We start from the raw sequence: 17,907 nt of genomic DNA on the forward strand, positions 1-17,907 counted from the left end.
CCTGACCCCATGCCGAACTCAGTAGTGAAACGAAACAGCGCCGATGATAGTGTAGCATTTGCTATGTGAAAGTAGGACATTACCAGGCTCCAAATAAGAGAAACCCGTTACAGCGATGTGACGGGTTTTTTTACGTCTGCAGGAAAGTGAAAATGCAGGTTCGAGGTGAAAGGTATTAGGTAAAAGGACAAGAATCAGCGCCTAAAGCCTACTAACCGAACTTTTGTTATTAAGTGTTTTTTATAACAAATAATTAGCTTAGAACAGTCCATAGGCTTCAGTCTCTTGCTCTTGTGCGTTGCTAGAGGTTTGAAGCTCTTTGGGTTTAAATATAGCGCTTGGATCAATAAGTACGCTGTGTTTGTCGGCTAGCTTAATTAATCCATGCATCATATTTCTTGTTTGTGGATCAATATCAAAGCCTATTTCAGTCAACTTATCGAGAGGTTTTATATCTTCTTGTCTATATTCAATATTATCTTCTACTTTATCAACTAATAAGCCAACATGCGGGGTCATTCCATCTTTTGTTGTAAAAACAATAATCGGTTTATAGTCTAAGGTTATTTGCTCTTTGGCTGATTCAAATAAGCGCTCTAATTGGATCAGCTCATGGCGCTTTACAATTTCAAGCTGTATGAGGACTTGTTTACTATTTTTTTGTTTATGTACTTTAATAGCGTCTTCTACTTTTTGTAAAAGTGATTTAAACGGCTCATTAAAGCGTGACATCGTACTTTTTAATTCGTCGTTATCGGTTTTAAATTCCATATAAAATTGTTCAAAGTCAGCAAGCTCATATTGACTCGTATTTAACGAATTTTGCGAACTTAGTAACGCTTGTTCTAATTGATTAAACCACGTATTGAGTTGTTTTTGCCAAGATTTAAGTTGCTTTAACGCATCACGGTTACTGTGCTCGGTAGAAACGCCATTTAAAATTATTCCTAAGTCAAATACTGGGGTTGGGATCCCCATATAATCTTTAACGCCTAGGAAGCTCTTGTTATCGTTAGGCAGCACCGTGAGGTTATTATGAAATTGTTCCGTTAATAAGATATCAAGAATCTTAAGTGAAATGGTTTTATAACCCACTTTAAAATTAATTAAGTCCATGGCTTCCTCACATACTAAGTTTGTATACTAAGGATAGAACAATATTTGCAAGGTATTTATTTATTCACATAATAAGAGCGATAAACATTACGTTTATTGTTGTTTTCAGTATTTATGAATAACTTTTGGATAAGTGTATCGGTTACTAATAAAGAATTAAGCTCATTCATCAGGCAGGATTGCTGAAGGGGGAATTGACAGTTTTTCGCTGCTTTGCTAAATGCCATAGCGTTAATATAACCCTCAAAATGAAGACGACTCGGTTTTTTAATGTTGCTCGCTTGCATATCGGCTAAAAACTCAGTACAAAAATTATCGTTACAATTTAGTGGGTTTGGAACAATCTCAGTTACCATAATATTTGATGGTGAGTTTACTTCATCAAATAAGTCAAAGCTGGGTACAAACGAAACGCTAGTATATTCAGGATTGAACCCTTGCTTTTGGGCACTATTAATAAACTCAGAGAGTGGTTCATAAGTGCCGACTAAACAGATTGCCGTAACTCCGCTTAATTTTAAGGTATTAAGTGCTGACTCCACATCTTGGCTATTGCGTTTGTAGCGAGCAACTATTACCGGTGTTAGGTTATATTTAGCGAGCGCTTCTCTTAGTCCTGATTCTACATATAAGCCAAATTCGTCAGCCTGTATAAACAGCCCTATTTTACTATGTTTATGCTCTTCAACGAGGTATTTGATTTGTTCTTGTGCTTCGTCGTTATAGCTTGCTCTTAAGTTAAATGCTTTAACTGACGGTTTTTCACGTAGAAAGCTCGCCCCGCTAAAAGGCATTAAGAACGGAATTTTTGATTGTTCTAGTAAAGGTATAATTGCATGGCTGGTTGGGGTACCCATGGCACCAAACAGGGCATCAACTTTATTTGTGTAAATAAACTCATGAGTATTATTAACGGTTTGTTTGGGTTCATAGTGATCGTCAGCCACTAAAAGTAGCACCTTAGCGCCATTAATGCCGCCAGCGTTATTAACTTTGTCAAAATAAACGCTGCTACCTTTATGTAACTGTTGGCCAATATTTTTAGCAGGGCCAGTCAGTGCAGTAGACATGCCCAGCTTAATTACTTTGTTGTTGGTTTGCTCGGCATGCGCGAAAGTTTGCCCAAGCACTAATGCTATAAGGACAATGTTAAGGTTTGCTATTATGCGAAATGCGCTCATACCAATTATTTACAGCCTTTTTAAATAATGTATTAAATGACTTTGTGCCATTCAAACCTAACTGACTTTGGATATTTTTCGGTGTCCAATTTTGTAATACTAGCCTAATAAAAACATATTGGAAATTATCGTCATCGGTTGGCAAGCTATACGGCAATGCCCAAAAACGTCGCCAGAGCAATGGTTTTATATTAAAAAGCTGGTAGTCACTTGTTAACATAGACTTTAATCTTAATTGCTCAGTGATACTGCCAGTATGAGTATTAAAATGAGAGACAATTTTCGCGACCAGTTGATAATCAAGCTGACTATAGTGATCGAGTAGTTGCAAAGGGAAATCGGCTTCAAACTGTGCTACTAATTGCTCTACTAGTTGGTCACTTTTAGTTAAGCTTTTAACAACTAATGCACTGTGCTCGCCCGTTGCCTTATCTTTTTGAAAACCGAGTTTAACTAAATCAAAGCCATTACTTTGCCAAAAACTGAGTAATTGCGCATTGCCACCAAAGCTGGCACCAAACCAATGACACTCGCTCTGCAATTGCTGTTCACAGTATTTAAGTAACTGTGTGCCTATTTTTTTGTTGTGATGCTGTGGATCAATGGCAATACGCACCACGCGGGCGCAGTGTTGTTTTAAAACATCAGCATTAAATCTCAATTGTGCTAACGTTTGTGCCATTAAGTGACCTTGAGGCCTGCGCTTTCCTTGTGCTATTTCATTGCTCATGGCGGCATTAAACCCACCTTCAATCGCAATTAAACAGACACCGAGAATATTATCACCTTGTTGGCAAACAAATACATGTTGTTTAGTGGCGTCTAGTAAGTGGCGTAAATCATTCACACTGGTCTGATAATGTGCCAGCGTTAGCAACCCAATCACTTGATAAAGTAGTGACTCGTTACTAGCAAGTTGATGTGCCTGTAACTGCTTAAATTGCAAAGGGGTAGAGTGTAAGGTGAGGCTGTGATGTTCAGCATCTAAGGCTAATAACGTGCGAATGTGCTGCTCTAATGGGTCCTGCTTTGCAAAGCGAATAGGCTGCTCAAGAGTCATACTGCGCATATTTTTAAAATGCGTTTTAATGTAGCGAGTAAACTTTAGAATATAGCCGCGACCATTGCCTTCATAGCCAACCATGGTGCTTGAAAATACCACGCGAGGATAAAGGTGGAGTAGTTTTATGAGCATTGGAACAGGGATTGCTGCTGCTTCATCAATTAATAGCAAGTCACACTCAGGCTGTTTGTTAAGTAGTTGATCAGGTGCAATATATTGCATGTTTGCAATGCATTTATTGCCTGCTTGATACTCTAAATTGAGTGCGTTTGCTAAATGTTTAAAGCTGCTGTGTAATGCGCGAAATTGCATAGAGCTGATGAGGATTTTTTTATCGCTGAGCTCGCTTGCGGCAATCCCTAATGCCGCTGATTTCCCCCGTCCCCGATCAGCATTAATCAATAATGGTCTATTTGCGCGTCCGTGTGCGGTTTTTTTTATTAATTCAACACATTGTTGTTGCTCGGTAAAATCTATTGTACCTGCTGATGAATCAATGTCGGCAAGAGTAACCCAGCCATCTTGTTGATTAAAATGTAATAAGGAGGCGTTGCTCAGTAAGTGCTTTAAGCGTTGATTAAAAAGGCTGTATTGATGCGCTTGTCCAAATGATTGAAATAATGGCAGCGCAGGATCGCACCAATGTTCAAGTGATTCGAGTGGTGGAAGTAATACAATTAAAAAGCCACCCGCTTGAACTACGCCCGCTAAGGCTGCTAGTTTATCTGGCACCAGTCCACTGTAGCCATCATAAACAGCATGGGCGCACTCTTGCCCTAAAATTTGATGGGTATGCTCTGGCCAATGTGCATTAACTAAATTTGTGTTTTTAGAAAGAACAAAAGAGGGTTGCTGTAATTGAGCAAGCAGCTGAGTGCATTGCTCATAACACCAATTTTTATCGCCTGTAAGCAACAGTAACTGACGATGTTTAGCATTCGTTAGCTGCTGTTGCAGATGCTCTATAACGCGGTTAAACGGCTTGTAGTCTTGCATAAGCTGTTACTAACCACTTACTACCTAAGTCGTCAAAGTTAACTTGTACTCGCGATTGTGCGCCACTGCCTTCGTAATTAAGCACCGTACCAATGCCAAATTTTGCATGTAGCACCCGTTGACCTAAATTAAACCCGCTTTCTTCAAAGGCGGCATGGCTAACCGATGCACTAAAGCGACCAGCTGCTGGCGGGCGAGAAACCTGGGTTTTAATGCGAATTTCTTCTACGCAGTCTTCGGGTATTTCACGTAAAAAACGCGATGGGCTGTGGTATTTTTCTTGACCATATAAACGGCGGCTTTCTGCGTGGCTTATATACAGTTTATCCATAGCACGGGTCATACCTACATAACAAAGGCGGCGTTCTTCTTCTAAACGGCCCGTTTCTTCATTACTTTGTTGTGATGGGAACATGCCCTCTTCAACACCGACCATAAATACCAGCGGAAACTCTAAGCCTTTAGCTGAGTGAAGCGTCATCATTTGTACCGCATCTTCATGTTCATCAGCTTGCCCTTCACCTGATTCAAGCGAGGTGTAGGCTAAAAAGCCTTGTAGTGGTGAACTGAATTCTTCCTCTTCAGGGAGTTCATATTGATCGCAGGCGCTAATTAATTCTTCTAAGTTTTCAACCCGAGCACGGCCTTTTTCACCTTTTTCAGCCTGATACATTGCCATTAACCCTGAGGTTTGAATGGCATATTTAGCCTGCTCGTGCAGCGTTAAGTCTCTAATCTTATCTTCAATATGTTCAATTAACTCAACAAACTTGGCAACAGCTCCAGAAGCGCGACCCGATAAATGCTGTTGCTCTACAATGGCTTTAGCAGCATACCAAAGCGGCAAAGATTCAGCGCGAGCGCAGTCACGTATATGGCTTAATGTTTTATCGCCAATGCCGCGGGCGGGCGTATTAATAACACGCTCAAATGCCGCATCATCTTGGCGGTTACCCACTAAGCGTAAGTATGAAAGAGCATCTTTAATTTCTTGGCGTTCGAAGAATCGCATACCGCCATAAATTCGGTATTTTAAACCTTCTTGTAGCATTGCTTCTTCAAGTACCCGCGATTGCGCATTACTACGATATAAAATAGCCGCATCTTGAAGTGCATTACCCGCATTAAGCCAGCTACGTAATTTGCTACTCACAAAGCGCGCTTCATCTAGCTCATTAAAAGCAGCATAAATAGAAATAGGTTCACCGTCGTTACCATCGGTCCATAAACTTTTACCCATTCGCTCGGAGTTATTTTGAATTAACGCGTTTGAGGCTTTAAGAATAGTGGCAGTCGAGCGATAGTTTTGCTCAAGGCGAATCGTCTCTGCATCAAAATCGGTTAAAAAGCGTTTAATGTTTTCTATTTTTGCGCCGCGCCAACCATAAATACTTTGGTCATCATCACCTACAATCATGATACTGCTGGTATCGCCCGCAAGTAATTTTAACCATGCATACTGAATGGTGTTGGTATCTTGAAACTCGTCTACGAGCATGTGCGCAAAGCGCTGCTGATAATGACGCAGCAAGGTTGGGTTATTTTTAAGAACCTCATAGCTACGTAGTAAGATTTCAGCAAAATCAACTAGGCCCGCTCTATCACAAGCTTCTTGATAGGCCGCGTAAACGCGCAGCATCATTTGCTCGTTAATATCGTATGCCTGAATATCTTTAGGGCGTAGAGCTTCGTCTTTTTTAGCGCTTATGTACCAACCAAACTGCTTTGCCGGCCATTTTTTATCATCAATATTCATCGATTTTAATAAGCGCTTGATCATACGAAGCTGATCGTCAGAGTCTAAAATTTGAAAGGCTTCTGGTAAGTTTGCTTCACGGTGATGTGCACGCAAAATTCGGTGCGATAAACCATGGAAAGTACCAATCCACATGCCGCCTACAGGGGCTTTTAATGTTTCTTCAACCCGTGAGCGCATTTCTTTAGCGGCTTTATTAGTAAAGGTTACCGCAAAAATACTATAGGCAGAGGCTTGCTCTACTTGCATTAACCAGGCAATACGATGAACCAATACTCGAGTTTTACCTGAACCTGCTCCTGCTAATACCAGCATGTTTTGTAATGGCGCTGCAACGGCATCGCGTTGTTTATCATTTAAGCCATCGAGTAATTCTGAAACGTCCATCGTTACGCCTTTTTAATCAATAATGAGAGCAGTATAACAGGTGTTTTTGTTAGGCTAAATAAAATACTGTTTTTATAAACAGCTATTTATAAAATACGTATTTAAGTTGTTGAATAGTTAACAGTATAAACTGAGCAAGTAACTAAAATAGCTATTTAAAATTGCTAATTTGACTTATTTTTGGCAAAAAATACTAAACTGATAAATTCGTAATAATTTAACTGTATGATTTGTAAGCCTTAATAAATTGGCATAAAGTGTGTAAGTATAAATAATAAGTACAAATACAAAATTAATTAAACTACAGAGGTTAGTATGTCTCAACAAGGTTCTGGCGGTAACGTAATCGCAGCATTATGTAATATTTTTTTCCCCGGTTTAGGGCAGTTGGTGCAGGGCCGTATTTTAGCGGCACTTGTTTTTGCAATTCTGGTTTTTGGCGGCTATGCGTTATGGTTTTTAGTGGTTCCAGCCGTAATTGGAGCCGTATTCCATTTATGGGCAATTATTGATGCTGCACGCTATCGCTCAGGTGGTTAGCTAAATTGATGATACTAAATAGCGCCTTATGGCGCTATTTTTGTATCTGGCTTTCATTATTCATAGCTGATTAGGTTATAATCTGTTGTATTAGCAGTACTGGAATAAAGTTATGGAATACCAATTCATTCGCGATCCTATTAGTGGGTTAAGAATTAAAATAAGCAGCGAGCACGCGATTATAGGCCGCTGGTTAAATGAAGAAATAGGCAAAGATAAAGTGGCGATGGTGCAGGCACTTATTAGCTCGGTGAGTTCAAGCTTTGAGCCGGTAACACTTAAAGGCCAAGAAATTGATCTGATCCTTTCTAAAGATGAAGCATTATTCGAAGCACATGCGCTGCATCAAGATAACGAAGATATATTAGCCTACCAAGATGATGAACTCATGCTTGAAGAGAATGATTTAAGCAGTGGTTGTGGTTTTGAAGACTTTGTTGACCTGATCAACTCGTGGCATGAGTTTTCGGCTGGTCGTTAAGTTATATTATCTGTATTATTACCCTAATTATAAATCCAACAGTGGAACCAATATGTCTGCGAATTTAAACAAACTAGTTGTTATGCTAGAAATGCAAAATGCCATGAATACCAAAGTACATGAGCAATGGTTTAGTCAAGGCTTTGAATGGTATAGAGCTATTTGGGTTGAATGTGCAGAAATGCTGGATCATTACGGTTGGAAATGGTGGAAAAAACAAACGCCAGATACTGAACAAGTAATTTTAGAGCTGGTTGATATTTTTCATTTTGGTTTATCGCTACGTATCGACGGTGAGACCAGCTACGAGCAAATAGCAACACAGCTACAAACTCAAATGAGCGCCCCACAGCAAGGTGATGATTTTAAACAAACGCTTGAATTATTAGCAGCCAGTGCGGTTGCCAATAAAACCTTTAACGCGGCTGCTTTTGCCGGTTGTATGGCACAAATCGGTATGGATATTGATGATTTATATCGTGGCTATGTGGGTAAAAATACGCTGAACTTCTTCCGTCAGGATCATGGTTACAAAGAGGGTAGCTACATTAAAGTGTGGCATGGCAAAGAAGATAACGAACACTTAGTTGAAGTAGTTAAAAGCCTTAATACTGAGCATGCAGATTTTGCAAAAAAGGTATATCAAGGCTTAGTAGCGCGTTACCCTCAGGGCGAATAAGCTAAATAAGCTTACGGTAATCGGTGACGCTTAAGTAATCGGTTATTTCGTTATGTGGTTGCTGGCTATTCGGGTTAGCAACCGCAAGTAAATGCTCAATGCCGTATTCTCGTGCGGCATTTAATACCGGTAAGCTGTCATCTACAAATAATGTGCGGCGTTTATCAAACCCTAAATCCCCTTGAACCTTATGCCACAAACTTTGTTGCTCTTTACTTACCCCATATTCATGCGTTGACACCACTCCGTCTAAATAATTATCAATAGCGGTATGTTCAAATTTAAGCATGACGCATTCTGGATGAGCATTGGTAAGTAAAATGAGTTCTTTACCTGCACGTCGAAGTTCCGTTAAAAAATGCGGAACGTCTTCACGAATTTTGATTAAGTGAGCAGACTGGCGCTTTAGTTCGAGAATAGGTAAGTTTAGCTGTGCTTCCCAATAGTCAGAGCAGTACCACTGAATTTTGCCACTCACAGCCTGATAGCGTTTTAAGATATCTGTGCGGGCTTCCTCAAAACTGATATTTTGAGCCAGAGCATGTTGTTGTGGAACAACATTGAGCCAAAAGTCAGTGTCGTAATGTAAATCAAGTAAAGTCCCGTCCATGTCGAGTAATACAGTATCGATTTTTGACCAATTGAGCATGATATATCCTTGTGGAAATTGAGGCGTTAAATGACTACGTTGCGATGAAATGCTTGCAAGCGAAATATAATGGGCTCTGTTAATTGAACTATAAAAACATATACCCAATGATGAAATATTAAGGGCGAATTCAATAACGCCAGATAAATATTTAACCTTAACTACGGGTAAGATATTTTATGATTAATTCTGCATTTAAATTGCTTTTAATTCAAACTGAAACTCGCATCTTATACTCATTTGGGTATATGATTAGTATAACTGCAATGATAGCAAATTGATGCCCATGACACAGAAAAAGCACCCAACACCACCACAAATTCTCAGTAATAATGTTGTCGCTAAAAGTCGCTTATTTACTGTGGAGTCTTTAGAACTAAAATTTTCAAATGACGAAGAGCGTCAGTATGAACGAATTCGCGGCGGTGGCCGTGGAGCCGTTATGATTGTCCCCATCACAGCTGAAAACGAACTACTACTCGTTCGAGAGTATTGCGCCGGCACCAATGACTATCAGTTAGGTTTCCCTAAAGGATTAATTGACCCCGGTGAAACACCTGAGCAAGCGGCAAACCGAGAGCTCAAAGAAGAAATTGGCTTTGGTGCAGAATACTTTGAAGCACTTAAAACGGTCACTATGGCGCCTAGTTATTTCAATGCCACTATGCATATTCTCTTTGCTAAAGATTTATACCCTGAAACCCTATTAGGTGATGAGCCAGAGCCATTAGTGCTTGTTAAATGGCCACTTGCGCAGTGGCAGTCGCTATTAGAACAACCTGACTTTACTGAAGCACGTAGTGTTGCCGCTCTGCTATTATTAGATAAGTACTTAGCCTCAGGAGCGACTAATGGATAAATTACTTGAACCATGCATAACACTTGCCCAAAGTGCAGGTGATGCAATTATGGCTATTTATAAAAAAGATGATATTGGTCAACAAGAAAAATCAGACAATACGCCAGTTACTAAAGCAGATTTAGCCGCAAACGATGTACTTGTTGCTGGCTTAAAAGCGCTAGCTCCCGATATTCCTATTATGTCAGAAGAGACGCCGATCCCAGCATTGGAAGACAGGCAGCACTGGCAACGCTATTGGCTGCTGGACCCGATGGATGGCACCGGTGAATTTATATTAGAAAGCGGCGACTTTGCCGTTAATATTGCGCTGATAGAAAATAATCATCCTGTATTGGGAGTGATTCATTGGCCAGCAAAGGGCGTGACCTATTTTGCTACCGCTAATAATGGGGCGTTTAAGCGTAAAGGCGAGCATGATAAACAAATATTTGTAGCGCCTCCCGAAAGTTTAACTTTGGCTGTAAGTCGCCGCCAAAAAATAGAAGCCGTGAGTCAGTATTTAAATGCGCAATTTGCAACGGTGGCTTTAGGCTCATGTTCGCTTAAAGCTTGTATTGTTGCTGAAGGTAAAGCTGACTGCTTTTTAAGAATTGGTCCCACTGGTGAATGGGATACTGGCGCATCACAAGTAATAGTTGAAGAGGCGGGGGGGTGTATTACCGATGCTGAGTTTAACCCTCTGACCTATAACCAAAGGGAAAGCACAGAAAACCCAGACTTTATTGTTATGGGGCATCCCGATTGGGAATGGCAAAAAATGATAAACCCACATCAGCGATTAGTGTAATAATAGCCGTTTGATGGGTTTTTGTTCACTTAAACGTTTTTAATTAGTAAAACCTTGCATTATAGGTTTATTCCTATATTATAGCGCTCTCTTCGAAACAGGCTTGTGAATAACACGATACTGTTACAAAGAAATTACAGGCGCGGGATGGAGCAGCCTGGTAGCTCGTCGGGCTCATAACCCGAAGGTCGTCGGTTCAAATCCGGCTCCCGCAACCAATTTCCTTTAGAGGTTTTAGGTTACTGTAAACTCTAACTTAAGAGATTAAATTAAGTAGTCGATAGACTTAAAATATACAGGCGCGGGATGGAGCAGCCTGGTAGCTCGTCGGGCTCATAACCCGAAGGTCGTCGGTTCAAATCCGGCTCCCGCAACCAATTTCCTTTAGAGGTTTTAGGTTACTGTAAACTCTAACTTAAGAGATTAAATTAAGTAGTCGATAGACTTAAAATATACAGGCGCGGGATGGAGCAGCCTGGTAGCTCGTCGGGCTCATAACCCGAAGGTCGTCGGTTCAAATCCGGCTCCCGCAACCAATTTCCTTTAGAGGTTTTAGGTTACTGTAAACTCTAACTTAAGAGATTAAATTAAGTAGTCGATAGACTTAAAATATACAGGCGCGGGATGGAGCAGCCTGGTAGCTCGTCGGGCTCATAACCCGAAGGTCGTCGGTTCAAATCCGGCTCCCGCAACCAATTTTTCATTGGAAGCCAAGTTGTAATGTAAGCAACTATAAATAAATCTGCAATTTCAGGCGCGGGATGGAGCAGTCTGGTAGCTCGTCGGGCTCATAACCCGAAGGTCGTCGGTTCAAATCCGGCTCCCGCAACCACTGAAATAAACAGTTATAGTAAAGCAACACGCCTAAAGCGTGTTTTTTTATGCCTAAAATTCAGTGAAATGGGTAGCTCGTCGGTCTCAGCTCTCCATTAGCCAGCAAAGGTTGTCGGTTCAAATCCGGCTCCCGCAACCACTGAAATAAACAGTTATAGTAAAGCAACACGCCTAAAGCGTGTTTTTTTATGCTTAAAATTCAGTGAAATGGGTAGTTCGTCGGTCTCAGCTCTTCATTAGCCAGCAAAGGTCGTTGGTTCAAATCCGGCTCCCGCAACCACTGAAATAAACAGTTATAGTAAAGCAACACGCCTAAAGCGTGTTTTTTTATGCTTAAAATTCAGTGAAATGGGTAGTTCGTCGGTCTCAGCTCTTCATTAGCCAGCAAAGGTCGTTGGTTCAAATCCGGCTCCCGCAACCACTGAAATAAACAGTTATAGTAAAGCAACACGCCTAAAGCGTGTTTTTTTATGCTTAAAATTCAGTGAAATGGGTAGTTCGTCGGTCTCAGCTCTTCATTAGCCAGCAAAGGTCGTTGGTTCAAATCCGGCTCCCGCAACCACTGAAATAAACAGTTATAGTAAAGCAACACGCCTAAAGCGTGTTTTTTTATGCTTAAAATTCAGTGAAATGGGTAGTTCGTCGGTCTCAGCTCTTCATTAGCCAGCAAAGGTCGTTGGTTCAAATCCGGCTCCCGCAACCACTGAAATAACATGTTTTATTAAATCGACACGCCTAAAGCGTGTTTTTTTATGCCTAAAATTCAGTGCGTCTAAAAGCGCGTCGGACTCAGCTCTCCATTAGCCAGCAAAGGTCGTTGGTTCAAATCCAGCTCCCGCAACCACTGAAATAACATGTTTTATTAAATCGACACGCTAAAGCGTGTTTTTTTATGCCTAAAATTCATATTCCCTCACGCTATTTTTAACACGTATACCTGCTGTTCTTTTCTAATTCTACTTTTTGAAAGTGTTATTACTGAATATTTAGTATGCTATGCGTTAAACTCTTTAAAACTTTTTGTAATCAAAATTATGACTGAACTCTATCACTGGTTTGATTTAATTGGCGTAGCGGTATTTGCTATATCGGGCACCTTGGTTGCCTATGAAAAGAAAATGGATGGCTTTGGTGTGGTTGTGCTTGCAACCGTTACGGCTATTGGCGGCGGTACTGTTCGCGATGTGATACTCGATCAACCCGTGTTTTGGTTACACGATCAAAGCTACTTCTATGCTATTTTAGCCGCAGTGCTTGTTACAACACGACTGATCAATAAACAAAAATCGATTCCTTATTATGTTTTACAAACAGCCGATGCATTTGGTTTAGCCTTTTTTGCGGTAATGGGAGCACAAAAAGCGCAATTGGCCGGTATGCCTGATATGACGGTTATTATTATGGCGGTGATCACCCCCTGTTTTGGTGGATTGATTCGCGATGTGCTTGCTCGCGATATTCCTATGCTCCTCAAAGGTGAGCTCTATGCTATTACCTGTATTGCTGGTGGTATTGTGTATACCTTAGCTATAAACCTATCTTTAACGGTGGAAGTGGCGATGATCTTGAGTATGTTAATGACCTTATTGCTGCGCTTTTCGGCCATTAAATGGAAGATTATATTACATGTTTTTAAATATCCTGACTAAACTGGTTTAATACAGCAGTTAACTAGGATAAGGAATGTCGTTAGCCCGTATATTTTCTCGCGCACAAGTAGGAATTAATGCCCCCGAGGTTATGGTTGAAGTGCATTTAGGGAATGGTTTACCTGCATTTCATATTGTCGGCTTACCCGAAGCATCGGTTAAAGAGGCCAAGGATAGAGTACGCAGCGCCCTTGAAAACTCTCAATTTGGATTTCCCGATCAACGTATCACCGTTAATTTAGCACCTGCCGATTTACCAAAAGACGGCGGGCGGTTTGACCTTGCGATTGCGGTAGGCATTTTGGTCGCATCGGGGCAAATAGTCTGCCCTGATATTCATAAGTATGAGTTTTATGGTGAGCTTGCACTTAATGGTGAAATACGTGCAGTGAATGCTATTTTACCCTCAGTGCTCGGTGCTAAAGAGCAAAACCGTTGTTGCTTTCTTCCTCTTGAAAACGATAGTTTGGCCAGCCTTGTCAGCGGTGTAAAACGAAAAGCGGTAAGCTCTATACAAGAGGTGTGGGGAGACTTACTCAACCAACAACCTTTACCATTGAATATTGCCTACCCTGACTGTACCCAAGCGCCAGATTTTTTACTCGATTTAAGTGATGTAAAAGGCCAACCCGGTGCTAAACGAGTACTAGAAATTGCTGCCGCAGGTGGACATAACCTACTATTTTTAGGGCCACCAGGAACCGGCAAATCAATGCTTGCGCAACGAATGTCTACAATAATGCCAACCATGTCAGATGATGAAGCCATTGATACTGCCGCTTTGTATTCCATTATTGGCCACTCAATCGATTTAACCAACTGGCGTCAGCGACCATTTCGAAATCCTCATCACACTTGCTCTGCAGTTGCGCTGGTAGGCGGTTCGTCTAACCCTAAACCCGGTGAAATATCGTTAGCGCACAATGGCGTATTATTTTTAGATGAGCTGCCTGAATTTGAGCGCAAAGTACTGGACTCGTTACGAGAACCAATGGAAACCGGAACCGTGACGATTTCGCGCGCGGCAAGACAAATGGAATTTCCGGCACAGTTTCAGCTTATTGCAGCACTTAATCCCAGCCCGACTGGGTGCCATCATGATAAACGGGCGACCCCTGATCAAGTGATGCGTTATTTATCGCGGGTATCGGGACCGTTTATCGATAGAATTGATTTGCAAATTGAGCTCCCTAGACTAAGCAGCGTGGAGCTACAAAGTACGACCACAGAAGAAACCAGTGCTGAAGTGAGAGCGCGAGTAGAAGCGGCTTATGCAATACAATTAAAACGCCAAGGTAAAGTGAATGCGCGGCTAAATAACAAAGAAATGAGCTTATACTGCGAGTTACCCGCTGCGGAGCTACAGTTTTTAGCTAGAGCCAGTGAAAAGCTGGCGTTATCGCCGCGCTCTTATCATAGAGTGATAAAAGTAGCGCGTACCATTAGTGATTTAAAAGGCGCGCCACAAATTAGTTTAAATGAGCTTAAAGAAGCGCTTAATTATCGGGCATTTGAGCGTTTATTATCGCAGTTAACCCAATACTAAATAGATAGCATATAGCCTTTACCACGCACGGTGACGATGCGTTTTTGATCTTTCTCATCGTTAAGCTTTTTACGTAAACGACCCACTAACACGTCTACGGTACGATCGTTGGGGCTCCAATCAGGCTGGCCAATTTCTTCTGATATTTTTTCACGTGAAGTGGCTTTACCGGCATTGCCGATTAAACAAATAAGCACTTTATGCTCTGCTTCGGTGAGCCGTGATTCAATCCCACTGGCTGTAATGAGTGTGCGGTTATCTGGATGGAGTTTAAAATCAGCGTATTCGATAAACTCTTCACTGTCATCGTCGTGTTGATTGTTTGCAATACGTTTGTATAAAGCGCGCATTCTCAACTCAAGCTCGAGTAAATCGACAGGCTTGCAAATATAGTCATCGGCACCTTGAGCAAGACCAGCAATACGATCAGCTTGTGAGTCACGACTCGATAACAAAATAACACCAATATCGGTGAGCGTATTTAACTCTTTGGCAAGTTGTAAACCATTGCGCTTTGGCAGCACAATATCAATAATTGCCAAGGAAATAGCACTGCGCTGATTTACACGGCTTTTGACCATGCTTAAAGCATCGGCACCCGTTGCGTCAACGTCAATAGAGAACTCGGTATTTATAAAATGATTTTGGATGCGCTTTACTAGCAGCTCGTCATCTTCAACCAATAAAACATTAATTGCCATAGTCTGTTATTTTTTTAATAGTAGCCTTGCATGTTAGCATTATTCGTTACATGCATAACACAGAGTTTAATTTTTTTCGGTAACTTTATATTACAAAAAAGAATAATGAAATTACCTTTGTATTGCGCACTTTTTATAAATTATTTTAAGTGCGCATTTAAATGACTACTGGCCGTACATTGAATCCCACCATTGTGGTTCATTTTTTAACTTTTTATCAAAGTAAGCCAACATAGTGTTCCACCAATTAAAGCGCTTATCGCGAGCAAATATTTGATGATCGGCTCCTTTGTACTCAATCATTTCAACATCTTTATTTAGCAGTTTTAGCGCGGTGTACATAGTTAAGCTTTCACCTACTGGCACATTCGTATCGCTGTCACCATGAATAAGCAGTAATGGCGTGGTCACTTTATCGGCATGAAACACTGGGCTATGTTGGCTATAAAGTTCAGAGTTATTCCACGGGAAACTATTTTTAGAGGCTTCGCCTGAGTATAAATATCCCCACCATCCTTCACCCCAGTAAGAAGTTAAGTTTGAAATTCCCGCATGAGCAATAGACGCGCTGAACATATCGGTTTTAGTAGCAAGCAGCATCGTCATAAACCCACCGTAAGATGCCCCTAAATTACCGACTTTACTTCTGTCTACAAAATCATATTTAGCTAAAAATGCCTCTGTGCCTTGCATAATGTCATCGGCGGTATAATCGCCCCACGCATTGACATGTTGCGCTGAAAAAGTTTGTCCAAAGCCCGTTGCACCAGTTGGCTGTACCACATAAACCACATAGCCGTTTGCTGCCCATAAATTAAAAGGGTAACGCCCTGTAAATCCACGAGTCACAGGTGAGGTGCCACCATAGTAATAGACCAGAGCTGGATGCTTTTTAGTTTTATCAATATTACTTGGCAGATAAACACGACCAGATATTTCTACGCCACGCTTATTGGTAAAGTTAAATTCTTCAAGCTTAGGAATCGTGGTATTGGCATATGCAATCGGGTTTGAATCCCAGATTAACTCCACCTTATTTTTGCTTACGTCAAAGCGCTTGAGTTGTTGGGCGCTTGAAGCATTACTGCCAGAGAGCAGTAGCTGGGTATTGCGAGTATTTGAAAAACTAAACTGTTCTACAATATCAAACCCTGTATCTAACTTTTTAAAGCGTTGTTTACTCAGATCATATAAATACAGTGGTTGGGTGTCTTTTTCTGTCACTTTGATTAACGCATCGCCATTGCTTAGTACTTCCAATGTGCCAATCGCAGGGTCAAACTGTTTACTTAACGCCGTTACTTTTTTAGCGTTATCGGTTAGTAAATACAGCTGGCCATCATAATTATTCGCCAGCATGGTTTGCGGTAGTACTCTGCCTGCGCCATTTTTAAAATCAGGGCCTGCAACAACATAAATATTGTTTGCGGTATATTTCGCTTGATTAAAGGTTTTAAACTTACCTAACGATTTTATGCTGTTGGATTTTAATGTAAGTTCAACCAGCTCAGTCTCTGGATGGGTTGAGGCTTGCATGGCCATTACTGGACGACTTATTAATAGTTTTCCACGGTTGCTATTAGCATCTTCAAGTTGATGGCTTAATACGCCTTCGGTCAGGGCTTTGGTTAAACCACTGTGGGTATCGAGTAAATATAATTGGCTAACCGTACGGGCGTAAGACCAACGGTCTTGCAAGCCTTTATGATGTTTAGTGAGGCTATTGGTTTCTTCAGGTGATTTGGACCAGCTAAAAAGAATACTATTATCGTTGTAATAGCTAAAGTTGCTTGCCCCCTCAAGGCCTGAGGCTAAGGTTTTTATAGCGAAAGTTTTACGGTTTAACTGCTTTAATTCGCCGTTGAGTAAATAGACTAAAAATTGATTATCAGGACTCCAAGTGAATTGGCTAGGCTGCGCTTCTTCAAATCGGTATACCGTTTGGTTATTAGTATTTTTAAGCTCGGTTGTGGTAATGGCGTCGTTGCCTGTTTTATCGCTGTAACGCTTTGTTGTACTTAAGTAATGCTTAGCATCAGGTGACAAAGACAAGCCGCTAATAGTTGGGGCGTCAAACAATTGCTTAGCCGATAAGCGCTTGGTTTTATTTGTCGTTAGGGTCACGGCGTCAGTTTCTGCTTTTGGCACAAACTCTAAGGTGACATCATTCCAATTAGCAACCTGTTGAGCAATGACAATAACGGTGTGTGAGCCGTTATTTAAAGCAAGCTGATAGCGTTGGTTTTCACCACTTTGTTTCTCACCGTTAATAAAAACCTGGCCTTGCTCTATTCCTTTAATGTTTAAGGAGCCTTGAGTAAATCGGTTAGTTTCAATATTAAATTTAAGTGCTTGTAAACCGCCTAAAGTAAGCGCGTTAATTTTATCAAGTGGTTGCCACTTGTGCTTTTTACCAAACACAACAAAGCTTTCTTTGTTTGATTCAAGTTGTGCAAGCAGATTATTGATAATTACGTCGCCATGCGGTGTTTGAAATGGCTTTGCTTGCATGTCTTCTGCAAGAGGCCCGATAAACTGAATTTTTGATTGATCGAGTGGGGCAGCTAATGCCGTTAAACTCAAACTACTTAATGTGAGTAGGGCTGCCAAGTGAGTAAAACGTTTTGCGTAACGATGCCAAGGTGCGCTTAAATTCATTGCTATGCCTATTATTATTGGA

At 41.0% G+C, this 17,907-nt stretch carries 14 protein-coding genes, 5 tRNA genes and 1 rRNA gene; 13 read left to right on the top strand and 7 right to left on the bottom strand.

Going from position 1 to position 17,907, the window contains the following annotated elements; all coding sequences use genetic code 11:
- A 5S ribosomal RNA gene (rrf, locus tag N523_RS19730) occupies positions 1-88 on the top strand; the annotation flags it as partial.
- Positions 89-258: 170 nt separating this feature from the next.
- Here the strand turns inward: rrf and N523_RS0107735 are convergent.
- From N523_RS0107735 to uvrD, 4 genes are read right to left on the bottom strand one after another with little or no spacing between them, the layout of a single operon-like run.
- Complete coding sequence (locus tag N523_RS0107735) at positions 259-1,116, bottom strand: chemotaxis protein (protein ID WP_028835902.1); 858 nt, start codon at positions 1,114-1,116, stop codon at positions 259-261.
- Between the two features lie 56 nt (positions 1,117-1,172).
- On the bottom strand, positions 1,173-2,297 hold the full coding sequence (locus tag N523_RS0107740) for an ABC transporter substrate-binding protein (RefSeq protein WP_028835903.1): 1,125 nt from the start codon (positions 2,295-2,297) through the stop codon (positions 1,173-1,175).
- Positions 2,266-4,356: a GNAT family N-acetyltransferase gene (locus tag N523_RS0107745; protein ID WP_028835904.1), complete on the bottom strand. Its 2,091-nt coding sequence runs from the start codon at positions 4,354-4,356 to the stop codon at positions 2,266-2,268. Before N523_RS0107745 ends, N523_RS0107740 begins: the two co-directional genes overlap by 32 nt.
- Complete coding sequence (uvrD, locus tag N523_RS0107750; protein WP_028835905.1) at positions 4,334-6,499, bottom strand: DNA helicase II; 2,166 nt, start codon at positions 6,497-6,499, stop codon at positions 4,334-4,336. The genes N523_RS0107745 and uvrD overlap by 23 nt, the downstream gene beginning before the upstream one ends.
- Positions 6,500-6,814: 315 nt before the next feature.
- Here uvrD and N523_RS0107755 point away from each other — a divergent pair, with 315 nt between their 5' ends.
- From N523_RS0107755 to N523_RS0107765, 3 genes are all read left to right on the top strand, one after another.
- Complete coding sequence (locus N523_RS0107755; RefSeq protein WP_013463755.1) at positions 6,815-7,039, top strand: hypothetical protein; 225 nt, start codon at positions 6,815-6,817, stop codon at positions 7,037-7,039.
- Positions 7,040-7,151: 112 nt separating this feature from the next.
- Entirely contained in the window at positions 7,152-7,520 is a 369-nt protein-coding gene (locus tag N523_RS0107760) for a YacL family protein (protein WP_013463756.1), read from the top strand.
- Positions 7,521-7,572: 52 nt separating this feature from the next.
- A complete protein-coding gene (locus N523_RS0107765) occupies positions 7,573-8,199 on the top strand; it encodes a dUTP diphosphatase (protein WP_028835906.1) in 627 nt (208 codons plus the stop codon).
- Between the two features lies 1 nt (position 8,200).
- On the opposite strand, the gene yrfG is transcribed toward N523_RS0107765, so the two are convergent.
- A complete protein-coding gene (gene yrfG / locus N523_RS0107770; RefSeq protein WP_028835907.1) occupies positions 8,201-8,848 on the bottom strand; it encodes a GMP/IMP nucleotidase in 648 nt (215 codons plus the stop codon).
- A 286-nt stretch (positions 8,849-9,134) separates the two neighbouring features.
- Between yrfG and nudE the strand changes: the two genes are divergently transcribed.
- From nudE to N523_RS0107820, 9 genes are all read left to right on the top strand, one after another.
- Positions 9,135-9,707, top strand: coding sequence for an ADP compounds hydrolase NudE (nudE, locus tag N523_RS0107780; RefSeq protein ID WP_024601288.1), 573 nt, complete (start codon positions 9,135-9,137; stop codon positions 9,705-9,707).
- Positions 9,700-10,497, top strand: coding sequence for a 3'(2'),5'-bisphosphate nucleotidase CysQ (gene cysQ / locus N523_RS0107785; protein WP_028835908.1), 798 nt, complete (start codon positions 9,700-9,702; stop codon positions 10,495-10,497). The genes nudE and cysQ overlap by 8 nt, the downstream gene beginning before the upstream one ends.
- Positions 10,498-10,638: 141 nt before the next feature.
- Positions 10,639-10,715, top strand: a tRNA-Met gene (locus tag N523_RS0107790).
- Positions 10,716-10,797: 82 nt separating this feature from the next.
- Positions 10,798-10,874, top strand: a tRNA-Met gene (locus N523_RS0107795).
- Between the two features lie 82 nt (positions 10,875-10,956).
- Positions 10,957-11,033, top strand: a tRNA-Met gene (locus N523_RS0107800).
- A gap of 82 nt (positions 11,034-11,115) precedes the next feature.
- Positions 11,116-11,192, top strand: a tRNA-Met gene (locus N523_RS0107805).
- A gap of 60 nt (positions 11,193-11,252) precedes the next feature.
- A tRNA-Met gene (locus N523_RS0107810) sits at positions 11,253-11,329 on the top strand.
- A 1,036-nt stretch (positions 11,330-12,365) separates the two neighbouring features.
- Positions 12,366-12,980, top strand: coding sequence for a trimeric intracellular cation channel family protein (locus N523_RS0107815; protein WP_024601286.1), 615 nt, complete (start codon positions 12,366-12,368; stop codon positions 12,978-12,980).
- A gap of 34 nt (positions 12,981-13,014) precedes the next feature.
- Positions 13,015-14,526 (top strand): YifB family Mg chelatase-like AAA ATPase, encoded by a 1,512-nt coding sequence (locus tag N523_RS0107820; RefSeq protein WP_028835909.1) that lies wholly within the window; start codon positions 13,015-13,017, stop codon positions 14,524-14,526.
- Here N523_RS0107820 and N523_RS0107825 read toward each other — a convergent pair.
- On the bottom strand, positions 14,523-15,227 hold the full coding sequence (locus tag N523_RS0107825) for a response regulator transcription factor (RefSeq protein ID WP_013463763.1): 705 nt from the start codon (positions 15,225-15,227) through the stop codon (positions 14,523-14,525). The genes N523_RS0107820 and N523_RS0107825 overlap by 4 nt on opposite strands.
- Before the next feature lie 165 nt (positions 15,228-15,392).
- On the bottom strand, positions 15,393-17,885 hold the full coding sequence (locus tag N523_RS0107830; protein WP_028835910.1) for an alpha/beta hydrolase family protein: 2,493 nt from the start codon (positions 17,883-17,885) through the stop codon (positions 15,393-15,395).
- Positions 17,886-17,907 lie beyond the last annotated feature (22 nt).

The sequence above is a fragment of the Pseudoalteromonas sp. 23_GOM-1509m genome (assembly GCF_000518425.1).
GTDB lineage: Bacteria > Pseudomonadota > Gammaproteobacteria > Enterobacterales > Alteromonadaceae > Pseudoalteromonas > Pseudoalteromonas tetraodonis.

Excerpts from the sequence above, each read along its gene's own strand:
- N523_RS0107815 (WP_024601286.1), top strand. The coding sequence starts at position 12,366 with ATGACTGAACTCTATCACTGGTTTGATTTAATTGGCGTAGCGGTATTT.
- uvrD (WP_028835905.1), bottom strand. The coding sequence starts at position 6,499 with ATGGACGTTTCAGAATTACTCGATGGCTTAAATGATAAACAACGCGAT.
- N523_RS0107735 (WP_028835902.1), bottom strand. The coding sequence starts at position 1,116 with ATGGACTTAATTAATTTTAAAGTGGGTTATAAAACCATTTCACTTAAG.
- N523_RS0107755 (WP_013463755.1), top strand. The coding sequence starts at position 6,815 with ATGTCTCAACAAGGTTCTGGCGGTAACGTAATCGCAGCATTATGTAAT.
- N523_RS0107820 (WP_028835909.1), top strand. The coding sequence starts at position 13,015 with ATGTCGTTAGCCCGTATATTTTCTCGCGCACAAGTAGGAATTAATGCC.
- cysQ (WP_028835908.1), top strand. The coding sequence starts at position 9,700 with ATGGATAAATTACTTGAACCATGCATAACACTTGCCCAAAGTGCAGGT.
- N523_RS0107740 (WP_028835903.1), bottom strand. The coding sequence starts at position 2,297 with ATGAGCGCATTTCGCATAATAGCAAACCTTAACATTGTCCTTATAGCA.
- yrfG (WP_028835907.1), bottom strand. The coding sequence starts at position 8,848 with ATGCTCAATTGGTCAAAAATCGATACTGTATTACTCGACATGGACGGG.
- N523_RS0107745 (WP_028835904.1), bottom strand. The coding sequence starts at position 4,356 with ATGCAAGACTACAAGCCGTTTAACCGCGTTATAGAGCATCTGCAACAG.
- N523_RS0107825 (WP_013463763.1), bottom strand. The coding sequence starts at position 15,227 with ATGGCAATTAATGTTTTATTGGTTGAAGATGACGAGCTGCTAGTAAAG.
- N523_RS0107765 (WP_028835906.1), top strand. The coding sequence starts at position 7,573 with ATGTCTGCGAATTTAAACAAACTAGTTGTTATGCTAGAAATGCAAAAT.
- nudE (WP_024601288.1), top strand. The coding sequence starts at position 9,135 with ATGACACAGAAAAAGCACCCAACACCACCACAAATTCTCAGTAATAAT.
- N523_RS0107830 (WP_028835910.1), bottom strand. The coding sequence starts at position 17,885 with ATGAATTTAAGCGCACCTTGGCATCGTTACGCAAAACGTTTTACTCAC.
- N523_RS0107760 (WP_013463756.1), top strand. The coding sequence starts at position 7,152 with ATGGAATACCAATTCATTCGCGATCCTATTAGTGGGTTAAGAATTAAA.